This is a genomic window from Brevundimonas sp. PWP3-1b1, from assembly GCF_049896065.1.
Taxonomy (GTDB): domain Bacteria; phylum Pseudomonadota; class Alphaproteobacteria; order Caulobacterales; family Caulobacteraceae; genus Brevundimonas; species Brevundimonas intermedia_B.
The window spans coordinates 145,989-166,560 of the sequence record NZ_JAFCTO010000001.1; the positions used below are offsets into that span (position 1 = coordinate 145,989).

Below are 20,572 nucleotides of genomic sequence, written 5' to 3' on the forward strand. Positions count from 1 at the left end.
CGGTTGGCTTTCCGCCATGATTGCGCGAGAAGAGGCCGCATATGACGACGCCCGCCCCCGCACCTGCGCCTCTGGAAGACGCCAACCTGGCCACCCGCCGCATCACCCGCCTGTCGGTGGGGGTCGCGGTCGTGCTGATCGCGATGAAGGCGTTCGCGCTCGGCGCCTCCGGCTCGGTCTCCATCCTGGCGACCCTGGCGGATTCGGTGCTGGATTTGGCGGCGTCCCTGACCACCTTCTTCGCCGTGCGCTGGGCCGCCGCTCCCGCCGACGAAAACCACCGCTATGGTCACGGCAAGGGCGAGGCCCTGTCCACCCTGGTCCAGGCCGGCCTGGTCTTCGCCTCGGCCCTGTTCATCGCCTGGGAGGGGGTGCAGCGCATCTTCGATCCGCGCCCCGTCACCTCGGGCCTATGGGCGACCGGCGTCATGGTCGCCGCCATCGCCATCACGGCCTGGCTGGTGTGGATGCAGACCCGGGCGTTGAAGAAGACCGGCTCTCTCGCCGTCGCCGGCGACCGCGCCCACTACGCCGCAGACCTGGCCGCCAACGTCGTGGTGCTGATCGGGGTGATCTCGGGCGCCTTCCTGGGCGCGCCGGGCCTGGATGCGGCCGCCGGCATCGTCGTCGCCGTCTGGCTGTTCTGGGGCGCGACCGGCATGTTGAAGGCCGCCGCCGACCACCTGCTGGACCGCGCCGTGCCCGAGGCCGACCGCGCCGCCATCACCCAGGCCGTCCTGGCCGATCCTCAAGTCTTCGGCGTGCACCAGCTGCGCACCCGCATGGCCGGCCAGGTGATGATGATCCAGATGCACGTCGATCTGGACGCCCACCAGACCCTGGACACCGCCCACGCCATCGTCGTCGCGGCCGAGAACCGGGTGCTGGCCCTCTTCCCCACGGCCGACATCCTGATCCACGCCGACCCGCGCGGTCGCACCCGTCTGCAGGCGGACGTTCCCGCCGTCGCGACGCCCGCGCCAGAGCCTGAACGGCCGGCCGTCGAGGCCCCGACCGGCCCCGCGCCAAAGGGCCCCTGGTCCTGACCTTGCGTCCAATTTCAATGCAGTAAACGCGCATTAACGGGTCGGGGCGCATCAACCCCTGATGGCCGACCCTTGCGTTCTCTTCCACTTCGCCTTCCAGCCCGCCTCGCGCGCCGCGCGCCTGGCGCTGGGCGAGGCGCGGATCGAATGGACCGACACCCCGGTCCGTCCGTGGGAGGCCGACTGCCCGGTCAACGACTTCAATCCGTCCGGCCTGCCGCCGGTGATCCAGACGATGGATCGCGGCCGCCCCCTGGTCCTGTGCGAACTGCCCGCCGTCCTGGGCTGGATCGAGGATCAGCAGAAATCGCCCCTGCTGCTGCCCGCCGACGCCGCCGAACGCGCCGAGGCGCGGCGCCTGACCGGCTGGTTCGAGCGTCGCTTCATGGACGAGGTCGACGCCGTCCTGCTGCACGAGCGGATGGAGAAACCCCTGCTCAAGCTCGGCCCGCCCGAGGCCCGCGCCCTGCGCGAGGGCCGCGACGCCCTGAAAGCCCACCTCGCCATGCTGGAGGATCTGGTCGCCGCCCGCGACTGGCTGGCCGGCCGTCGCCTCAGCCAGGCCGACCTGATCGCCGCCGCCCACCTGTCGGTGCTGGACTATTTCGGCGAGGTCCAGTGGAAGAACTGGCCCGGTCTGAAGACCTGGTACTCCAAGCTCAAATCCCGCCCCTGCTTCCGCCCCCTGCTGGCGGACCGCTTCGTCGGCGTGCCCCCGTCGGCCTGGTATGCGGATCTGGATTTCTAGGCGCCCCTAAAGCGCCTCCGCCCCCAGCCGCGCGATCCACAGCTTCGCCCGGCTGACCAGTTCGTCCTTGCGCCGCAGGTCCGAGACATCCTCCGGCAGTCGGTCCAGCTGTTCGAACCGAAAGTCCTCGGGCGCATGCGCCTTCCACGCCGCCTGAAGCGACCGATAAGGACTGCCGCCGTGGCGCAGCGTGAACCACAGGCCGTTCTGTTCGGTGTCGATGTGGCGGCTCTTGCCGACCCAGGCCTGTCCCGTCGCGCTGCAGATCACGGCGAAGACCCCGGCGATGGTCGGCCGCTCCTTGTATTCCGCGATCTTCAGCTTGCGACTTGCCGGCGTCATGGCCTTCTCCTATTTATCCGGGTATAAATATGGCACGTGATTTTATCCGGGTAAATAGATGAGTGACGAGGATCGCGACCTGGTGCTGTTCGACGGCCCCAACCGCATCGCCAGGGGCTCCGACGCCGTCGTGTCCTCCGCCTTTCGCGCCGCCCTCTCCGCCTCGGCCCAGCCGACGCTTCGGGTGTTCGACCTCGAAACCGGCCGTCCGGTCGATCTGGACCTCCGCACCAAGACATCCGAGCCCGCCTCGCCGCCCCGGCGTGGGCGGCCGCGCCTGGGGGTCGCCGCGCGCGAGGTCACGCTTTTGCCCCGCCACTGGGACTGGCTGGCGACCCAGCCCGGCGGCGCCTCGGCCGCCCTGCGTCGTCTGGTGGAGCAGGCCCGCAAGACCGGCGCGGACGCCGACGCGCGCCGTCGCCGCACCGACGCCGCCTATGGCTTCATGGTCGAGATGGCCGGCGACGCCCCCGACTTCGAAGAGGCCAGCCGCGCCCTGTTCGCCGGCGACCGCGACCGGCTGACCGCCCTGATCACGCCTTGGGCCACGGACATCCGCGCCCAGATTTTGGATCTGTTCGACGGCGAGGCCGCATCAGGGGAATGACGATGTCGTCTCCTCCCCACGCAGTGGGGAGGGGGACCGCGAAGCGGTGGAGGGGCTCTTGAAGTCCCAAAGGCGCCTGTGATGCGGTGAAGAACCCCTCCGTCACGGCGCGAAGACGCGCCGCGCCACCTCCCCGCTCCGCAGGGAGGAGACTTCATGCTATCCCCCGCCCGTGTCCGATCGCCTGAAAACCTTCATCCGCCAGCGCGCGGCCGAGCTCGGCTTCGATGTCTGCCGTTTCGCCTCGGCGGCCGACGCCTGGCCGGCGGGCGAGCGGCTGCGGCGTTTCGTGGACGAGGGCCGGCATGGCGACATGGAGTGGATGGAAACGACCCTTGACCGTCGCCAGCACCCCACCGCCATGTGGGACGAAGCGAAGACCGCCATCGTCCTGGGCATGAACTACGGCCCCGAGGACAATCCGCTGGATCAGCTGGCCGACCGTTCGGCCGGATACATCTCGGTCTATGCGCGCGGCGACGACTATCACGAGGTCATCAAGGGCCGGCTGAAACAGCTGGCGGGTCAGATCGCGGCCCGCAACGGCGCCGACATCAAGGTCTTCGTCGATACCGCCCCCCTGATGGAGAAACCCCTGGCCCAGCGCGCCGGACTGGGCTGGCAGGGCAAGCACACCAATCTGCTCAGCCGCACCCACGGCAACTGGCTGTTCCTGGGGACCATACTGACCGCCGCCGAGATCGAACCGGACGCGGCCGAGACCGAACACTGCGGCCGCTGCACCGCCTGTCTGGACGCCTGCCCGACGAACGCCTTCCCCGCCCCGTTCCAGCTCGACGCCCGGCGCTGCCTGTCCTACCTGACCATCGAGTTCGCCGACCCCTGGCCGGTCGAGTTCCGCACCCTGACCGGATCGCGCATCTATGGCTGCGACGACTGCCTGGCGGTCTGTCCGTGGAACAAGTTCGCCCAGGAAGCCCGCGAGATCCGGCTGGCGCCCCGCGAGGCCTTCAAAAGCCCGCGCCTGCACGACCTCTTGGCGCTGGACGACGCCGCCTTCCGCGCCCTGTTCACCAAGAGCCCGGTCAAGCGGATCGGCCGCGACCGCTTCTTGCGGAACGTCCTCTACGCCGTCGGCAACTCGGGCGACGCGTCCCTGATCGCCCCGACGCAGGCCCTTCTGGCCGATCCCTCGCCCCTGGTGCGCGGCGCCGCCGTCTGGGCCCTGTCGCGACTGACGCCGCCCGCCGAGTTCGCGGCCCTGTCCGGCGCGACGATGGAGACCGACCCCCAGGTCCTGGCCGAATGGCGCCGGGCGCAAACGCCTCAACCCGCATAATCGCCGCGACGAACCGCAGCGATTTCAAGGCCCTGATCGGGACCAGCGACCGCTACCCTGCCGCCCTCGCGCGCTGGGCTATACTGCCCGCCTGGTCTTTGACATCCGCCGGGGAACTGCAAACCGCTCGCAAAAATCTGCACGAAAGTGCACTCAAAAAATTTGCAGTGCACTTTTCGTCTCCTCCCCGCTTCGCGGGGAGGGGGACCGCGCGTAGCGTGGTGGAGGGGCTCTTGAAGTCCCACAGGCGTCTGTGACGCGTCGCAGAACCCCTCCGTCACGTCGCCAAGCGGCGCCGCGCCACCTCCCCACGAAGTGGGGAGGAGCCGGATCGCTGGGATCACCCCATCGCCGTGCCGACACCCGATCCGCCGCCCGGCACCTTGGCCACGTCCAGCAGTTTCAGCCGGAAGATCAGCACCGAATTCGCCGGGATCTTGGGGCTTGAGCGCTCGCCATAGCCCAGCTCGGGCGGCACATAGAGCAGCCACTCGTCGCCGACGCGCATCTTCTGCAGCGCCTCGGTCCAACCCTTGACCACCTCTTCCGGTGTGAACACCGCCGGCGCCCCGCGCGCGAACGAGCTGTCGAACACGCTGTTGTCGACCAGCTTGCCCTCGTAATCGACCTTGACCAGGTCGTTGCGGTCCGGGCTGACGCCGCTGGCCGGCCCCGCCTGCACCACCTTGTATTGCAGGCCGCTGGGCAGGGTCACGACGCCGTCGGCCTTGGCGTTCTCGGTCATGAAGGCGACCGCCTCGGCCTTGCCCGCGTTCGGATCGACCGGCTCGGCCTGGCCGCAGCCCGCCAGCAGCAGCGCGGCGACGACTGCCGCCTTACCCCATCCGAAGTTCATAGCCGCGTTCCTTCAAGGCCTCGCCGATCTCGTCGGCGTGGGCGCTATCGCGCGTTTCGACCATGATGTCGAACTCGGCGCCCTTGGCCGGCACGTCCAGCGCCAGACGGTTGTGGACCACGTCGATGATATTGCCGCCCAGGCCGCCGATCACCGCCGCCATGGCCGACAGCATGCCCGGCCGGTCGTCGCCCAGGATGCGGTAAACCAGCAACCTCCGTTCACGGACCATCTCGCGGTTCAGCACCACGGCCAGCATCCGCGCATCGATGTTGCCGCCGCACAGCTCCAGCCCGACCTTCATCCCCTTGAACCGCTCGGGATAGGCCAGCAGGGCCGCCAGACCGCCGGCGCCGGCCCCCTCAGACACCGTCTTCTCATAGGTGACATAGTGGGCCACGGCCCGTTCGAAGTCCGCCTCCTCGCAGACGAAGACCTCGTCCACCAGCGGGTCGGCCAGGGCGAAGGGGATGTCGCCCACCGCCTTGATGGCGATGCCCTCGGCGATGGTCTGGCCGGTGCAGACCGGCGGCAGGCCCGCCCGCCGCGCGGTGAAGGACGGATAGCGCGCCGCCTCGACCCCGAACACCTTGATGTCCGGCTTCATCGCCTTGGCCGCGATGGCGCAGCCGGCGATCAGCCCGCCCCCGCCGATGGGGATCAGCAGCGCCTCGATGTCCGGCGCATCCTCCAGGAACTCGATGGCGCAGACCCCCTGGCCCGCCACGATCCCCGCGTCGTCGAAGGCCGAGACGAAGACATAGCCCTTCTCCGCCTCCAGCCGCTGGGCCGCCTCGGTCGAGCCGGTGAAGTCCAGCCCCTCGATCACCACGGTCGCCCCGTGCGACCGGGTGCCGTTGATCTTGGCGAAGGGCGTGCCCTCCGGCATGACGATGGTCACCGGCACCCCCAGCCGCCCGCCGTGATAGGCCAGGGCCTGGGCGTGGTTGCCGGCGCTGGCCGCCACCACGCCGCGCTTGCGCTCCTCGGGGCTCAGCATCAGCAGGCGGTTCAGGGCGCCGCGCTCCTTGAAGCTGCCGGTGAATTGCAGGTTGTCGAACTTGACCCAGACCTCGGCCCCGGTCAGCTGCGACAGCTTTCTGGAATAGCGGGTCGGGGTATGGTCGACCTGGCCTGCGATCCGGGCGCGGGCGGCTTGGATGTCGGCGAAGGTGACGGTCATGCGGGCGTTTCCGAGCTGTCGCGCCTCGACGAAGGGGCGCGTTGTTCGGGCCTGTTTCGCGCGTTGTCGGGTCCGGGTCCAGAGGCGGGCGTCTTGACCGTGGAAGTGGGAGGCCGGGTCTGCGATAGTGGGCGCGTCGTCCCCCCGACCGCGAAATCCCCCGGAGGAAAGCCCATGTCGATCCGCCCCTTCGCCGCCCCAGGCCTCGCCCTCGCCCTGACCGCCGCCGCCCTTTCGGCCTGCGCCCCCACGACCGGAGGCGGCCTGCCCTATGCCGGGCCTGCGGCCTTCGACGAAGGCGATTTCGGCTGGTCCCAGGCGCCCGGCCGCAACAGCATCGAAGGCCAGATCGCCTTCGCCCAGGACGGCAAGACCTTCGCCTGCGTCGGCTCGGCCGGCCTGACGCCCGACACCCCCTACACCCGCGCCCGCTTCCGCACCCTGTATGGCTCGACCGAGCGCGCGGCCGTCCCCGCCGCCGTGGTCCGCGCCCGCACCGTGCCGGACGCCAACGCCAACTACAGCGGCTATGTCCGCTCCGAACGCTGCGAGAACGGCCGCGTCCGCTTCGACGGCCTGCCGGACGGCGGCTGGTTCCTGATCGTGCCGGTGACGGCGGGCGATGCGCCTCTGGTGCTGATGCGCCACGTCCAGACGCGCGGGGGCCGGGTCGTCGCCGTCACCCTGTGACCCCCACGCCTGTTCTCACGAAGATGCGACCCCGGTAACGCGGATCGCCATCTTCTGACCACGAGCGCCCCGGACTGATCGCTTCTTCTGTGCGAGAGTTCGGGGAGCGTTTTCTTGTCCCAACACAATATCGTAGGGTCCGAGGCCTTTACACGAGGGCCATCGGTCATCATACGCAAATACAAGGCGGGCGGCATGCGGCGGCGACGGTCCAAGACCATCGCCACCTTCATCGCCGGCGCGGGCGCCATGCTGGTGGTCGGCCTGATCACCGCCGCCGCCGTCTATGGACCGACCCTGGCCGGCGGCTGACGCCTGGCTGGCTGTTCAGGCCAGCCAGACCATCATGCGGGTGTCCGCCTCGGCCCGACGCGCCTTGCTCCAGGCTCGGCGCGTCTCGCCGGTGTAGAGAAAGCCCGCCTTCTCCAGGACGCGGCCCGAGGCCGGGTTGTCGGCGAAATGGCCGGCGACCAGCGCCCGGCGCTTCCACTTGCGGCTGGCCCAGACCAGGGCGGCGTCCAGGGCCTCGGTGGCGAAGCCCCGACCCCAATACTCGCGCCCGATCCAGTAGCCCGTCTCGGGCACGCGATCCTCGCCCTCGAACAGGCCGATCACGCCGATCGGTCCCACATCCTCATGGTCGATGACGAAGGTGTTGGCCCGCCGGGGATCCTGGGACGCCACCTGCAGCACGAAGTCGTCGGCGTCGCGCATCTGGAAGGGATGCGGCATCCGCTTGGTCATGCGCGCGATGTCCAGGTCGTTGGCCAGGGCCGCGATGCGCGGGGCGTCCTGGGGCGCGGGCGCCCGCAGGACCAGACGCCGGGTCTCGACGACGGGAGAGGTTTCGATGACGCACATGGGCGTTGCCTCGGATCTTCAACCGTCTCCTTGAAGGGCTCGGACGGTCTTCGAGGCGGGGAAACGCAAACGGGGAGCCTGGTGATCCAGACTCCCCGCGGAATATCTTCCCTGGTCCGGACCGGCTGCTTTCAGGAGCAACACGATCCGGAGTGTTCCAGACTGCGTTACTCGGCCGCCATAGCCTGGGCGGCGTCGTCGTTGGCCGCGAGGACCGACACATAGCATCGACCGCCGGCTTTCTTGGTGAATTTCACCGCGCCGTGCGTCAGGGCGAACAGGGTGTGGTCGCGGCCCATGCCAATGTTCTCACCCGGGTGGAAGGTGGTGCCGCGTTGGCGCACGATGATGTTGCCGGCCAGCACGCGCTCGCCGCCATACTTCTTCACGCCAAGGCGCTTCGACTCGGAGTCGCGACCGTTACGCGACGAACCACCGGATTTCTTGTGAGCCATCTTGCCGCTCCGTCTTTCTTGGTGCGCTACCGGCCTTTCGGCCTACTTGAGCGCGTCCGTAACTAGGTCTGGCGCTGTGAGGCGCCGGTGAATGTCTTAGGCTTCGTCGCCGGCGGCTTCAGCCTTGGGCGCGGCCTTCTTCTTGGCCGGGGCCTTCTTGGCGGGAGCCGAGCTCTCGACCACGACGCCCTTGACCTCGGCGCCGTCCACGTCGGTCACGACCGTCTCGGTCGATCCCAGCGAAGAGGTCGCGTCACGGGCGGCCAGGTTGCGGGCCCGCAGGTTGATCTCGGCCTTGGTCGTCAGATCGACCTTGCCGTCCCACTTGGCGGTCTCGCCGGCGCCGTCGATGCCGGTGATGCGCAGAACCGATTCCATCTGGCGGTGGCCGTTGGTGCGGCGATAGCCCTGGCGACGGGTCTTCTTGAAGATCTTGATCTTCTCACCCTTGCGGGTTTCGACCAGGGTCGCGCCGACGAAGGCGCCGTCGATCAGGGGAGCGCCCAGGGTCACACCGTTGTCGCCGCCCAGCATCAGGACGCTGTCGAACTTCAGCTCCGAGCCGGCGTCGCCGTCGAGCTTTTCGACGACAATGGTGTCGCCCGGTTGGACCCGGTACTGCTTGCCGCCGGTCTTGATCACCGCGTACATGTTGAAGCCTCAGCGCAAACGCAAAAAAAGATACGCCGCCCAAGGACACCCCCGGCGGCGAAGAGCGGCGACATATACGGAAGGGTGTCCGAGAGTCAACGCCGAACCCGGCGGAAATTCAGCCCCGGACGGATTATCCCCCGCCGTTATGGCCCATACGGCCTCAGTCCCAGACTCAATCCAGACTCAATCCAGGGCGCAGATGTCGGGCAGGCCGCGCAGGGCGCCCGCGTGGTCCAGGCCGTAGCCGACCAGGAAGCGGTTCGGCGCCTCCCAGCCGACGAAGTCCGGCTCGGGCGCACGCGGCGCGGGCCAGGGCTTTCTGGCGAAGACGCAGGTCAAGACCTCGGACGCGCCGGCTTCCCTGGCGATGCGGACCGCCTCGGCCAGCGACAGGCCGGTGTCGAACACGTCGTCCAGGATCAGGACGCGACGCCCGGTGATCGGGCGCTGGAACGGTGCGTATACGTCGATGCGGCCCCGGCTGGTCTGTTCGTCGCCGTAGGAGGCCAGCCAAAGCGCGTCGAAGCGGACGTTGCGCCCGACGCGCGACAGGGCGCGGGTCAGGTCGGCGGCGAACCACAGGCCGCCGGTCAGCAGCACGGCGGCGACGGTGTCGTCGTCGATCACCGGGGCGATACGCTGGGCCAGGTCGGCGACGATGCGCGCCACCTCGGCCTCGGGCAAAAGAACGGTCGGCGTCGGGGAGGGATCAGCCATGATGCGAGGGCGATACCGCCTCACCCTGCCCCTTGTCCACCGCCCCCACGGGTCGCGCGTCGATCGGCGCGGCGTTGTTCGGGGCCTCGGCGCCGGGCGCCGTGGCCGAACGCAGCCCTTGGGCCGTCACCGGCGGCGTTGCGGCGGGGGCGTGGTCGGAAGTCGGTTTGGCCCCGTGCGCCGCAGCCTTCTTGTCGTCGTCGTGCCCGGCGGCCGGCCTGGCTGGGGTCGGGCTCACCGGGGCGAAATCGACGCCGATGCCGGCGCCGTGTCCGCCCGGATCGGGGATCAGGGCGGCGAATCCCTGGACCTTGCCCGGCAGGACGGGCGCGGCGTCGATCTGCACGATCTTGAAGCCCACCTCCGCGCCGTTGGCGTCCACCAGGGCGACGCGGACGGGCGGCGACACGATCTCGACGTCGCGCACGTTGCGAAGGGCGCCGGACACCACGACCATGCCGGGATGGCCCGGCGCGGCCTTGGCGGTCAGGGCCTCGAAGTCCAGCCCGACCGGGTTCACCGTCGCGCCAAAGAATTTGTAGGCCGAGGCCGCCTTGGGGAAGGCCTGGACGATCTCGACCCGGAACAGGAAGGCCGCCACGATCAGGCCGATGAAGACGCTGGCCAGGCCCGCCCAGACGACGCCCTGGGCGGCAGCGCGGCGCAGCTTCTTCTGGCGGTCGGCGCGGGCGCGGAAGGCGCGGGGCAGTTCCGGGGCGGGGGTCTCGGCCAGACTGGCGGTCGGCGCGGGCTCCTGCTCCGGCGTGCTTTTTGGGGTGGGGGTGGGGGCGGCGGCGACCGGCTCGGGCGTCAGGGTCAGTTCCAGCGGCTCGTCGGGGGTCGCGCGCCACACTTCGCCGCAAGACTGGCACCGCACCTTGCGGCCGTTCGTACCGACCGCGTCATCGCGAATGAAATAGCTGGTGGCGCAGGCGGGGCAGGTCAGTATCATGTGGCTGACTGCGAGGCTGTCGCCCCCTCCCGTAAGGCGCGACGCCGCGCCCTGTTCCTGAAACACATATCATGCCGTCCTCGCCCGCCGAACCCGCCCCCATGACTGGAGCCACGACCGAGACCGTTCGCCTGTCGGGCGTCGGCTTCGGCTATGCAGGCGCGCCCGACGTGCTGAGGGACGTTAACCTCATTCTGCCGCGTGGCTCTTTCCACTTCCTTACCGGGCCGTCCGGGGCGGGAAAGTCTTCGCTGCTGCGCCTGCTGACGCTGGCGGACCAACCCCAGACGGGCAGCATCCGCCTGTTTGGATCGGATGTCACGCGCATCGACCGCCGCGACATCCCCGCCTTTCGACGGCGCATGGGGGTGGTGTTCCAGGATTTTCGCCTGCTGGATCACCTGTCCGCCTTCGACAACGTCGCCCTGCCCCTGCGCCTGGCGGGCGGATCCGAGGCCGACTATGCCGCCAATGTGCATGAGATGCTGAAATGGGTCGGTCTGGGTCGCCGCATGGACGCCCGTCCCCCGGCCCTGTCCGGCGGCGAGAAACAGCGGCTGGCCATCGCCCGCGCCGTCATCACCCGGCCCGGCCTGATCGTGGCGGACGAACCGACGGGCAGCGTGGACGCCGTCATGGCTGACAAGCTGCTGCGGCTGTTCCAGTCGCTGAACAAGCTGGGGGCCACGGTTCTGATCGCCAGCCATGACGAGGCCCTGGCCCAGAGGTCCGGCGCGCGCGTCCTGCGTCTGGACGCCGGGCGTCTGAGCGAACCGTCGCGGGCCGCCGCATGATCCGCCTGTCAGATTTCAGCCTGTCCAGCCGCCGCCCCGGCCTGTTGCCGCCCGCCGCAGCCGGCGAGCCCTGGCTGATGACCGTCATCGCGGTCCTGTGTTTCCTGGCCTGTTTAGCCGCCGTCGCCGCCTCCGCCGCCGACCGGGCCGCGCACGGCTGGGCCAGACAGTTGGGCGCAGAGGCTACGGTGCAGGTGCGCCCCAGTGTCGGCGAGACCGGCGACACCGCCGCCGCCCGCGCGGCCGAGACCCTGTCAGGCGTCGACGGGGTGGAAGAAGCCGCCGCCCTGAGCCGCAAGGCGGCCGAGGATCTGCTGCGACCCTGGCTGGGCGACGCGGTCCTGCCCGACCTGCCTCTGCCCCATCTGGTGACCGTCAGGCTGAACGCCCAGGCGCCGGCCAGCGCCGTGACCCTCAGCCGCGCCCTGGCCGAGGCCGGGCTGGACGCGACGGTGGACGACCACAGCCTGTGGCGCGGCGAGGTCGAGCGGTCCGCCGCCCTGATCTCGGCCCTGGCCGGCGCCGCCTTTTTAGCCGTCGCCTTCGCCGCCGCCGCCGCCATCGCCTATGCGACCCGCGCGGGTCTGGCCGCCGGGCAGGGCGTGATCGAGACATTGAGCCTGAACGGCGCGACGGACGGAGCCATCGCCTGGCTGTTCCAGCGGCGATTCGGCCTGATGGCGGCGGGCGCGGGCGCGATCGGCGCCGGGCTGGCCGCGATCCTGCTGGCCTTCCTGAGGTTCCTGGGAGGATCGGACGGGCTGTCGGCGGCGTTGCCGATCACCTGGAGCGACCTTGCGCTGCTCTCGCCATGCCCGCTGCTCGCGGCTACGGTTGCGGTTCTCGCCGCGAGATTCGCCGCCATGCGAGTGCTGGCTTCGGGCAAGGATGGAGGAGGCGCATGAGACTGTTGAGCGTCATCGCCATCGCGGCCCTGATCTGGCTGGTCGGCCTGTTCGCCTTTGCGCATCGGGTGCGCGAACTGACGCCGGCCGACGATCCCGCACGCGCCGACGCCATCGTCGCCCTGACCGGTCCCTCGTCCGAACGGGTCAACACCGCCATTCGCCTACTGGAACAGGGCAAGGGCGAGCGGGTGCTGATCTCGGGCGTCAACCGCGAGGTCCGCCGCCAGGAACTGCGTGAGCTGACGCCCGGCTCCAGCCGCCTGTTCAACTGCTGCGTCGATCTGGGCTTCGAGGCCGAGGACACCGTCGGCAACGCCCAGGAGATCGCCGCCTGGACCCGCGCCAAGGGCTATCGCAGCCTGATCGTGGTCACCTCCGACTATCATATGCCGCGTTCGCTGGTCGAAATCCGGGGCCAGCTGCCGGGCGTGACGCTGACGCCCTACGCCATCTCCACCCCGTCGCTGGACAATGTCCGCTGGTGGCGGGCGGCGGTGACGGCGCGGCGCATGACGCTGGAGTATATGAAATATCTCGCCGTCCTGGGTCGTGAGGGCGTGCGTCGCATCACCCGAGACCGGCCCGCCAACACGGAGGGCGACGCCGTGACGCCCTCCCCCGACACGTCTCCTGACGAAAAGGCCGAGTCTTAAGTGAACACCCTGCGTTCCCTGCTCTTCACCGCTTGGCTCTATCTGTCGATGCCGATCATCGCCATCGGCCTGTCGCCCATCCTCCTGGCGCCGCACCGCTATGTTCAGGGTGTGTGCAAGCTGTGGGCGAAGATCGTCCTGTTCGGCCTGCGCTGGATCGCCGGGGTCAAGGTCGAGGTGCGCGGGCTGGAGCACGCCCCGTCCGGCGCGGCCCTGATCGCGTCGAAACATCAGGGGATGCTGGACATCGTGGCCCTTCTGGCCGTGCTTCCGGACGCCTGTTTCATCATGAAGAAGGAGCTGATGCCCCTGCCCTTCTTCGGCTGGTTCGCCTGGAAGGCCAAGATGATCGCGGTGGACCGCGCCGGCCACGCCAAGGCCCTGAAAGACATGACTCGCCAGGCGCACGACCGCCTGTCCGAAGGCCGCCAGATCGTCATCTTCCCCGAGGGCACCCGCAACGACCCCGGCGTGCCCGGCGACTACAAGCCCGGCGTCGCCGCCATCTATCGCGATCTGGAAGGGCCATGCTGGCCCGTGGCCACCAACTCCGGCGTCCATTGGCCGGCGCACGGCTTCCGCCGCTATCCCGGCAAGGTGGTGTTCGAATTTCTGGAGCCGATCCCGGCCGGGCTGAAGCGCGGGACGATGATGGCGTTGCTGGAAAGTCGCATCGAGACGGCTTCGTTGGCCCTGTTGGAGCCAAAGTCCTAGCCGAACGTATGGGGTGACCGAATTCGTCCAAGGAACTCCCCATGTCCCCGCGTACCCTGGCTCTTGCCGCCGCCGCTGCCGCCTGCGCCTTCGCCGGCTCCGCCTTCGCCCAGTCGCAACCCTATGAGCAGCTTCGCCCTGCGCCCCAGGGCTGGACTGTCGATCTGGGCGTCGGCGCCCTCTACAGCAAGGACAGCGGCGGCGACACGGGATCCCAGACCACGGTCGTGCCGTGGGTGTCGGCCAACTATCGCGACGTCGTCTATGTGAACGCCATCGACGGCCTGGGCTGGAACGCGATCAAGACCGACGACTTCCGCGCCGGCCTGCAACTGCGCCCGCGCTTCTCGCCTGAAGACATCGAGGGCCTGGACCTGGATCGTCCTGATTTCGGCGCCGATCTCGCCGCCTATGCCTACAAGCGTCTGCCGGGCAACATCGTGGTCGGCGGCCGGGTCAGCCGCGACGTGACCGACGTCAGCGAAGGCACCGAATACTACGCCTCGGTCGGCCATCAACGCGTCACGCCGATCGGCCTGCTGAACGCCTCGGTCTATGCCCGCGGCGGCGACGCCAAGCTGGCCGACGCCTACTACGGCGTCAGCACCGCCGAGGCCGTGCGCAACGGCATCGACGCCTATTCGCCGGGCAGCGGCCTGCAAGGCGCAGGCGCCAGTCTGGTGCTGCTGGTTCCGATCGGCGACAAATGGGGCGCGGGCGCTCTGGTCAACTACGAACGCCGTTTGGGCGACGTCGCCGACAGCCCCCTGTCCCAGGAAGACGACACCATCCGCACAGGCGTCTTCTTCGCCCGCCGCTTCGGCGGCTGATTACAGAACGGCGGCCGTGGATGCGGCCGCCGTCCCTTGCTTCGATCAGCCCGCCGCGAACTCGCTCAGCGCGTCGATGACGGCCCGATTCTGATCTTCGGTGCCGATGGTGATGCGCAGGGCCTGGGGCAGGCCGTAGCCGCCGACCGGGCGTACGATAATGCCCTTGGTGTTGAGATATTCGTTGGCGGCGGCGGCGCGTTCGGGCCCGTCGAACATCACCAGTACGAAGTTGCCGGCGCTGGGCAGCACCTCCAGGCCGAAGCCGCGCAGGGCCTGGGTCAGGCGCGGCTTCCAGTTCGACACCAGGTCGCGCGACGCGGTCTGGTGCGCCTCGTCGAACAGGGCGGCGGTGGCGGCGTCCACGCCCGGCACCGAGACGTTGAACGGCAGGCGGATGCGGTCGATCGCCTCGGCGACCTTCAGCGGCGCATAGCCGAAGCCGATGCGCAAACCGCCCAGTCCGTGGATCTTGGAGAAGGTGCGGGTGACGACGATGTTCTGGGCGTCCTTGGCCAGCGGGAAGGCGGTCTCCCAGTCGGCCTCGGTCACATATTCCGCATAGGCCTCGTCCACGACCAGGATGATGTGGGCCGGAAGAGCTGAGTGCAGGCGGCGGATTTCCTCGCCCGTGTTGTAGCTGCCGGTCGGGTTGGACGGGTTGGAGACATAGACGATCTTGGTGCGGTCATCGACCTGGGCCAGCAGGGCGTCGACCTCGGCCTTGAAGTTCGGCTCGGGCGCAAGCTTGACCTGGGCCTCACAGCCCAGGGCGCTGATGCGATAGGCGAGGAAGCCGTACTGGCCGCAGACGATGTTGTCGCCGGCCGTCAGATAGGTCTGGTTCAGCAGGGCGAAGACCTCGTCCGAGCCATTGCCGAAGATCAGCCGTTCGGGCTCCAGCCCGTGGATCTCGGCCGCGGCGTCGCGCAGCTTGGTGGCGCGGCCGTCGGGATAGATGTGGATGTTCTTGATCGCGGCCTCATAGGCGGCGCGCGCCTTCTCGCCCGCGCCCAGCATGTTCTCGTTCGAGGACAGCTTCATCGGCTCGGCGACGCCGGCGATGGACGACTTGCCGCCGACATAGGGGGCGATGTCGAGGATGCCGGGCTTGGGGGCGGGCGCGTCGGTCATGGGAAACCTTGAACTAATAGATGGGGGCGGCGCCGATGACGCCGTTCAGGCGGCCGGGCGCGGTCTTCAGCCGCCCGTCCTCGGCCTGCACATAGCCCGTCAGCACGAACAGCTTCAAGCCGCCCGCCGCCGCCAGTGGATCGGCGACCAGACCAGCCTCGCCCAGGGCCTCGACGATCTTGGTCTCGGACCAGCCGCTGTCGGTGACCCAGAAGCTGCGGTCGTCGCCGGTCGGGCCGGAGGTTTCCCTGGACACCACAAAGGCCTGGGGCCGGCCGCGCCGGTCGTCGGGCAGGGCGGCGACGATCTTCAGTTCAGGCCGGGCCAGCAGTCGCCCCCACCACGGCCGGTCAGGCGTCAGATCGATCACGGCGCGCGCGCCGGCCTCGACCGCCTTCAACGCTTCATCGGCCGACATGGGCCGCGATCCCAGGCCATAGCGATCGACCGCCAGAGCCTGGGCCAGGCCGCCGCAGACGACCAGGGCCGGGCCGGTCGCGACCTCGACACGGCCCCACACCGCCTTGACCGCTGCGGCCTCGGCGGGCGATGCGCCGTCCAGCAACTGACGCAGGGCGATGGCCGAGGCGTCGGCCCGGTCGCGCGGTCCCGCCGCAACCCGCGCTCGCACCGCCTCGACCAGGGCGCGGTCCAGCGCCAGCAGGGCCTCGTTCGTCTCGGGTTCGTCCAGCAGGGCCATCAGAACAGCTTGGGCGCCGGTGCCAGAGGGAAAGGGCCGAGCCAGGTGCGACCGTCGCGGAACACCAGCGTCAGGGGCAGTTGTTCCTGGCCCGTCGCTTCGGCCGCGCCCGCCGCAGCGGCGGCTCCGGCCGCGCCGATCCGGTTGACCGGCCCCTGCCGCGTCGCCATCAGCCCGGCCAGCGCGGGCAGAGGTTTCTGCGCCTGCAGTTCGACCTGTCCCGTCAGACGTCCGTTCGCATCGGCGCGTAACACGTCGCTGCTGAGGGTCGCGCGGCTGTCGCCCGCCTGCAGGTCGCCGCGCACATTGCGGAACGTCCCGCCCGACTTCGTCCAGGCCGAGAAGACCCCGGCCGCGTCGCCGCCGGTCTTCAAAAGGCTGGCCTGGCCGATCACGGCCTCCAGCTGGGTGGTCAGGCGGCCGTCCTGGGCGAAGCCTTCGACGGGGCCGTCGGCGCGACCTTGGCCGTCCACCAGTCGGAACATGACATCGACGTCGTCGGTCGGCGTGGTCGAGCCTTCCAGATGCGGCCTAGCGTACAGCTCGATCCGCGCGGCGCGGGCGATGGGGAAGGGTTCGGCGCCGGTCTGGGTCGTGAAGACCGGATTGACCATCTCCAGCGCCAGATTGGGCCAGCGCTGGTCGATGCCGCTGGCGCTCATGCGGATGGCGTCGCCCTTGACCGCGACCTCGCCCTTGCCGGCGCGGGTCAGCATCAGCCCCTGCGGCGCCACCACCACCCATTTGGTCGGCTGATAGGCATTGGCCTCGGCGTTCAGTTCGGCCGCATTGATGGCGTGACCCGACGGCGTCTGCACAACCAGCTGGGTCAGGCCGACACGAGCGCGGAAGGGCCAGCCGGTGATCGTCTTGTCTGCGAACCGCACGTCCCAGCCGTCCTGACGCAGGGTCTGGACCTGGGCCTCCAGCCGCGTGTCGATCTGGCGCGTCAGAAAGGCCCACCAGCCGGTCCAGGCCGCCAGGGCGATCAGCACGAGGATGAAGGGCGCATAGAGGCCCTTGCGGCTGGGTCGCTTGGTGGTGTCGGTCATGCGCGATCCTATAGCGCGCCATTTCAAGCCGTTCTAGGCGGTGAGGTCGGCCAGAACGGCGTCGGTCGCTCGTCGTGCCTCATTCGGCGCGACGCCCAGCAACAGCCCGCGCTGGCCCCCATTGATCAGCACCCGATCAAACAGGATGGCCGTCTCGTCCATGGCGGTCGGCACGGTCTTCTTCTGGCCGAAGGGACTGACCCCGCCGACCTTGTAGCCGGTCAACCGTTCAGCGTCGGCGGGCCTCATCATCTGGGCCGACTTGCCCCCCAGCACGGCCGCCAGCTTCTTCATGCTGACCTCGCAGTCGGACGGAACGATGACGCAGGCAGGGGCGCCGTCGACCGAGACCATCAGGGTCTTGAACACCTGCTCGGGCGCAATCCCCAGGGCCTCGGCGGCCTGCAACCCCACGCGCGGCGCATCGGGATCATAGTCGTAGGGGAACAGGTCGAAGGCGACCCCGGCCTTGGTCAGGGCGACGGTCGCAGGCGTGGTCTTCGACATCTCAGGTCGTCTCGGGATTCAGGAAGCTGCGGGTCAGTTCCACCGCATCGGCCAGGCCCATGCGTTGGACCTCCGTTCCCGGCGGCAGGCTGGCGAACAGGCGCGTCGGCGTGGCGGCGTCCAGCATCAGGAACACCCCCTTGTCGTCGCCGCGCCGGATCAGCCGCCCGAAGGCCTGGGCGATGCGGGCGCGGGCGAGCGCATCGTCATAACCCTTGCCGCCCAGGCGTTCGCGCCGCGCCTTGTGCAGCAGATCCGGGCGGGGCCAGGGCACGCGATCGAAGGCCAGCACGCGCAGCGACCGCCCCGGCACATCCACCCCGTCGCGCACGGCGTCGGTGCCTAGCAGGCACGAGTTCTCCTCGACCCGGAACATGTCGACCAGCGCCCCGACCTCCAGCGGATCGACGTGCTGGGCGTACAGGGGCACGCCGGACTTCGCCAGGTCCGGCCCCAGCCTTTCATAGACCGCCTTCAACCGGCGAATGGCGGTGAACAAGCCCAGCCCCCCGCCCCCGGCCGCCAGGAACAGTTCGCGCATCGCCGCCGCCGTCTGGCGCGGATCATCCTTGACCAGATCGTTGACGACGATGACCCGGCTGTTGGCCGCATAGTCGAACGGGCTTTCGACCTTCAGGGTGCGGGGCGGATCGATCAGACGGGCCGATCCGGTCCGCATCCGCGCCAGGTCGAACGGATCCTCCTGCATCGGATCGGACAGGGTCGCCGAGGTCACCAGCACCCCGTGCGACGGCACGATCACGGCGGCCTCCAGCGGCACGGTCGGATCGATCCAGTGGCGGCGCAGGGCGACGTCATGGATGCGGCCGAACGCCGTCTCGGCCGACAGCCAGTCGACGAAGTCGGGATCGGGCTGATCGCCGCCATCCTCCAGCGCCGCCAGCATCGAGCGCCAGCCCGGCAGGGTCATGCGCGCGCGCCGGTCCAGACCGCGTAGCGCGCCTTCGATCCGGGACCGCTGCGACCCGTCCAGCTCGGCCGCCTCGTCGTCGAGGATGTCCTCCAGATGCCGCGACAGGGCCAGCAGCGGCGCCTCCAGCGCGGCCAGGGCCTGGGCCGCCGCGCGGGCAGTCTCCGCCACCGGATCGGTCACAGGCTTCAGCGCGCACTCCATGCCGAACTCGGGGCCGCCGTATGTGTTGGTCTCGGCCGTGCGGGCGCGCAGTTGATCGAGCGCGGCGGCCAGAAAGGCCTCGATCGGCCCGATGGGATTGACCTCGCCCGAGGCCGGGGCGACGCGGCCGGACACCCCTTCGCCCGGAAGCGCAGCCGAGGCGCGGATGGCGTCCTGAAGCGCCTTCAGCGCCGCCTCATTGTCCCCGACCATGTCGCCCAGCCGCTGTTCCAGCCCGCGCCCGCGACGCCCCCGCCCCTCCGGCCCACGAATCCAGCGGCGCAGCTCGGCCGCCTCCTGGCCCGACAGACAGGCGGAAAAGGCGCTGTCGGCGGCGTCGAACAGGTGGTGACCCTCGTCGAAGACGATGCGTTTCAGGGCCGCCGTCTCGCCGTCCTGTTTTTGGCCCCGCGCCGACCGCGCCCCATCGAAGGCGGCCTGGGTCAGGACCAGGGCGTGGTTGGCGATGACCAGGTCCGCGCGGCGGCTGGCGCGAATGGTCTTCTCGACGAAACAGGTGCGATAGTGGGGACAGGCGGCGTGAACGCATTCGCCCCGCCGATCCACCAGATTGGCCGCCCCCGCCGCATGGGCCGCCGGCATGGCGAATAGGCCCGGCAGCCAGCCGGGGAAATCCCCGCCGGTCATGTCGCCGTCGCGCGTATGCAGCGCCCAGCGCCCGGCCAGGGCCAGGCCGATCAGGTCGCCGTTCCCCAGCTGGGCCGCCTGGACCATGTCCTGCAGGTTCAGGACGCACAGATAGTTCTCGCGCCCCTTGCGGATCACCGCCTTTTTCTTGCGCTCGGCCGGATCGGGCCACAGCGAATGGCTCTCGCGGTCGATCTGGCGTTGCAGGGCGCGGGTATAGGTCGAGATCCAGGCCGCCCCCTGGTTCCGCTCGGCCCACAGGGAGGCGGGCGCCAGATAGCCCAGGGTCTTGCCCGTGCCGGTCCCGGCCTCGGCCAGCAGGACGCGGGGTCGCCCCTCTTCGTTGCGGGGCGAAAAGGCGAAGGCGGCTTCGGCGGCATAGTCCGACTGGGTCGGCCGCGTTTCGTCCAGGCCCGAGGCCTGAAGCAGCTTCTCCAGCCGGATGCGCGCGCTCTCGCTATCGACCGGGGCCGATCCCGCCTCGCCGCGCGGCGCCTCGTCCTCCCATTCGGTGAGGCGTGACCAGACGTCCAGGCCCGACCCGCGATGCTGGCGCGCCCGCACCCCGCCGGCTTCCAGCGCCTGAACCACCCGCTCGCCCCAGGCCCAACCCGCCCGCTGCATCGTCAGCGCCAGGACATAGGCCGCCTCGCGCTCGGGATAGGCCGCTTCCGCCAGTTCGCGCAGCAACAGGCCCGCCGCCTCGCGCAGGGCCGACGCCTGTTCCTCCGCCGACTTGGGCTCGGCCAGCCCCAACGACAGGGCCAGCCCCGTCGGCGACGGGGCGCAGAACCGCGCCGGCCGCACGAAGGCGTAAAGCTCCAGCACATCCATCAACTCAGGCGACCTCGGCGGCGGCGTCAGCCCCAGCCGCCGCGCCGTCAGCGAGGCGTGCGCCACCATCACCGGCCCGACGCTGAAGAACCCCTCGGCCGCCCCCCGCCCGATCTTCCTCGCACCCGCCTCGTCGCACACCGCGCCTGCGCCTGGCGGCGTGGCGAGCGCCGGCGGCAGGGCCAGCCACGGCTCGGCGCCGGTCAGGCGGGTTTCAGCGATGACGGATTCGTCGGACACGACCGATAGATA

The 20,572-nt window shown here is 69.7% G+C and carries 24 protein-coding genes; 11 read left to right on the forward strand and 13 right to left on the reverse strand.

Features of this window, described 5'->3' with window-relative positions; genetic code table 11:
* Positions 1-41: 41 nt before the first annotated feature.
* Together ACP69V_RS00675 and ACP69V_RS00680 are read left to right on the forward strand one after the other, a co-directional pair.
* Positions 42-1,046: a cation diffusion facilitator family transporter gene (locus tag ACP69V_RS00675; RefSeq protein WP_426022242.1), complete on the forward strand. Its 1,005-nt coding sequence runs from the start codon at positions 42-44 to the stop codon at positions 1,044-1,046.
* A gap of 61 nt (positions 1,047-1,107) precedes the next feature.
* The gene (locus ACP69V_RS00680; protein WP_426022243.1) at positions 1,108-1,794 is read left to right on the forward strand and encodes a glutathione S-transferase family protein; all 687 of its coding nucleotides are present in this window, start codon (positions 1,108-1,110) and stop codon (positions 1,792-1,794) included.
* 6 nt (positions 1,795-1,800) lie between these two features.
* On the opposite strand, the gene ACP69V_RS00685 is transcribed toward ACP69V_RS00680, so the two are convergent.
* Entirely contained in the window at positions 1,801-2,136 is a 336-nt protein-coding gene (locus tag ACP69V_RS00685) for a GIY-YIG nuclease family protein (RefSeq protein WP_426022244.1), read from the reverse strand.
* Between the two features lie 58 nt (positions 2,137-2,194).
* On the opposite strand from ACP69V_RS00685, the gene ACP69V_RS00690 reads away from it, so the two are divergent.
* Both ACP69V_RS00690 and queG read left to right on the forward strand, forming a co-directional pair.
* Entirely contained in the window at positions 2,195-2,743 is a 549-nt protein-coding gene (locus tag ACP69V_RS00690; protein ID WP_426022245.1) for a DUF2239 family protein, read from the forward strand.
* Between the two features lie 172 nt (positions 2,744-2,915).
* The gene (queG, locus tag ACP69V_RS00695) at positions 2,916-4,043 is read left to right on the forward strand and encodes a tRNA epoxyqueuosine(34) reductase QueG (RefSeq protein WP_426022246.1); all 1,128 of its coding nucleotides are present in this window, start codon (positions 2,916-2,918) and stop codon (positions 4,041-4,043) included.
* A 340-nt stretch (positions 4,044-4,383) separates the two neighbouring features.
* Here queG and ACP69V_RS00700 read toward each other — a convergent pair whose 3' ends face one another.
* Together ACP69V_RS00700 and ACP69V_RS00705 are read right to left on the reverse strand one after the other, a co-directional pair.
* The gene (locus ACP69V_RS00700) at positions 4,384-4,899 is read right to left on the reverse strand and encodes an FKBP-type peptidyl-prolyl cis-trans isomerase (RefSeq protein WP_426018675.1); all 516 of its coding nucleotides are present in this window, start codon (positions 4,897-4,899) and stop codon (positions 4,384-4,386) included.
* Positions 4,880-6,082 carry a threonine ammonia-lyase gene (locus tag ACP69V_RS00705; protein ID WP_426022247.1) on the reverse strand — a complete coding sequence of 401 codons (1,203 nt, stop codon included), beginning with the start codon at positions 6,080-6,082 and terminating at the stop codon, positions 4,880-4,882. Before ACP69V_RS00705 ends, ACP69V_RS00700 begins: the two co-directional genes overlap by 20 nt.
* A 174-nt stretch (positions 6,083-6,256) precedes the next feature.
* Between ACP69V_RS00705 and ACP69V_RS00710 the strand changes: the two genes are divergently transcribed.
* Both ACP69V_RS00710 and ACP69V_RS00715 read left to right on the forward strand, forming a co-directional pair.
* A complete protein-coding gene (locus ACP69V_RS00710) occupies positions 6,257-6,772 on the forward strand; it encodes a hypothetical protein (RefSeq protein ID WP_346495794.1) in 516 nt (171 codons plus the stop codon).
* A gap of 114 nt (positions 6,773-6,886) precedes the next feature.
* Entirely contained in the window at positions 6,887-7,084 is a 198-nt protein-coding gene (locus ACP69V_RS00715; protein WP_135193876.1) for a hypothetical protein, read from the forward strand.
* Between the two features lie 15 nt (positions 7,085-7,099).
* On the opposite strand, the gene ACP69V_RS00720 is transcribed toward ACP69V_RS00715, so the two are convergent.
* From ACP69V_RS00720 to ACP69V_RS00740, 5 genes are all read right to left on the reverse strand, one after another.
* Positions 7,100-7,633, reverse strand: a complete 534-nt coding sequence (locus ACP69V_RS00720; protein WP_346495793.1) for a GNAT family N-acetyltransferase — start codon at positions 7,631-7,633, stop codon at positions 7,100-7,102.
* A 167-nt stretch (positions 7,634-7,800) separates the two neighbouring features.
* Positions 7,801-8,088 (reverse strand): 50S ribosomal protein L27, encoded by a 288-nt coding sequence (rpmA, locus tag ACP69V_RS00725; RefSeq protein WP_426022248.1) that lies wholly within the window; start codon positions 8,086-8,088, stop codon positions 7,801-7,803.
* A 96-nt stretch (positions 8,089-8,184) separates the two neighbouring features.
* Complete coding sequence (gene rplU / locus ACP69V_RS00730) at positions 8,185-8,739, reverse strand: 50S ribosomal protein L21 (RefSeq protein WP_426022249.1); 555 nt, start codon at positions 8,737-8,739, stop codon at positions 8,185-8,187.
* 186 nt (positions 8,740-8,925) lie between these two features.
* On the reverse strand, positions 8,926-9,459 hold the full coding sequence (locus ACP69V_RS00735; RefSeq protein ID WP_426022250.1) for a phosphoribosyltransferase: 534 nt from the start codon (positions 9,457-9,459) through the stop codon (positions 8,926-8,928).
* Positions 9,452-10,411 (reverse strand): MJ0042-type zinc finger domain-containing protein, encoded by a 960-nt coding sequence (locus ACP69V_RS00740; protein ID WP_426022251.1) that lies wholly within the window; start codon positions 10,409-10,411, stop codon positions 9,452-9,454. The genes ACP69V_RS00735 and ACP69V_RS00740 overlap by 8 nt, the downstream gene beginning before the upstream one ends.
* 71 nt (positions 10,412-10,482) lie before the next feature.
* Here ACP69V_RS00740 and ACP69V_RS00745 point away from each other — a divergent pair, with 71 nt between their 5' ends.
* The 5 genes from ACP69V_RS00745 to ACP69V_RS00765 are packed head-to-tail and all read left to right on the forward strand — an operon-like array spanning position 10,483 to position 14,310.
* Complete coding sequence (locus ACP69V_RS00745; protein ID WP_426022252.1) at positions 10,483-11,205, forward strand: cell division ATP-binding protein FtsE; 723 nt, start codon at positions 10,483-10,485, stop codon at positions 11,203-11,205.
* Positions 11,202-12,110 (forward strand): cell division protein FtsX, encoded by a 909-nt coding sequence (locus ACP69V_RS00750; protein WP_426022253.1) that lies wholly within the window; start codon positions 11,202-11,204, stop codon positions 12,108-12,110. Before ACP69V_RS00745 ends, ACP69V_RS00750 begins: the two co-directional genes overlap by 4 nt.
* Entirely contained in the window at positions 12,107-12,766 is a 660-nt protein-coding gene (locus ACP69V_RS00755; protein WP_426022254.1) for a YdcF family protein, read from the forward strand. The genes ACP69V_RS00750 and ACP69V_RS00755 overlap by 4 nt, the downstream gene beginning before the upstream one ends.
* Entirely contained in the window at positions 12,767-13,480 is a 714-nt protein-coding gene (locus ACP69V_RS00760; protein ID WP_426022255.1) for a lysophospholipid acyltransferase family protein, read from the forward strand.
* Positions 13,481-13,521: 41 nt separating this feature from the next.
* The gene (locus ACP69V_RS00765; protein WP_426022256.1) at positions 13,522-14,310 is read left to right on the forward strand and encodes a MipA/OmpV family protein; all 789 of its coding nucleotides are present in this window, start codon (positions 13,522-13,524) and stop codon (positions 14,308-14,310) included.
* 45 nt (positions 14,311-14,355) lie between these two features.
* Here ACP69V_RS00765 and hisC read toward each other — a convergent pair whose 3' ends face one another.
* Genes hisC through ACP69V_RS00790 form a run of 5 tightly spaced genes read right to left on the reverse strand, consistent with a single transcriptional unit; the run spans position 14,356 to position 20,560 of the window.
* Positions 14,356-15,444, reverse strand: coding sequence for a histidinol-phosphate transaminase (hisC, locus tag ACP69V_RS00770; protein ID WP_426022257.1), 1,089 nt, complete (start codon positions 15,442-15,444; stop codon positions 14,356-14,358).
* Between the two features lie 13 nt (positions 15,445-15,457).
* Positions 15,458-16,144 carry a hypothetical protein gene (locus ACP69V_RS00775; RefSeq protein WP_426022258.1) on the reverse strand — a complete coding sequence of 229 codons (687 nt, stop codon included), beginning with the start codon at positions 16,142-16,144 and terminating at the stop codon, positions 15,458-15,460.
* Positions 16,144-17,196: a DUF2125 domain-containing protein gene (locus ACP69V_RS00780; protein ID WP_426022259.1), complete on the reverse strand. Its 1,053-nt coding sequence runs from the start codon at positions 17,194-17,196 to the stop codon at positions 16,144-16,146. The genes ACP69V_RS00775 and ACP69V_RS00780 overlap by 1 nt, the downstream gene beginning before the upstream one ends.
* 33 nt (positions 17,197-17,229) lie before the next feature.
* Complete coding sequence (gene ybaK, locus ACP69V_RS00785; RefSeq protein ID WP_426022260.1) at positions 17,230-17,703, reverse strand: Cys-tRNA(Pro) deacylase; 474 nt, start codon at positions 17,701-17,703, stop codon at positions 17,230-17,232.
* Between the two features lies 1 nt (position 17,704).
* Positions 17,705-20,560 carry an ATP-dependent DNA helicase gene (locus ACP69V_RS00790; protein WP_426022261.1) on the reverse strand — a complete coding sequence of 952 codons (2,856 nt, stop codon included), beginning with the start codon at positions 20,558-20,560 and terminating at the stop codon, positions 17,705-17,707.
* Positions 20,561-20,572: the final 12 nt, after the last annotated feature.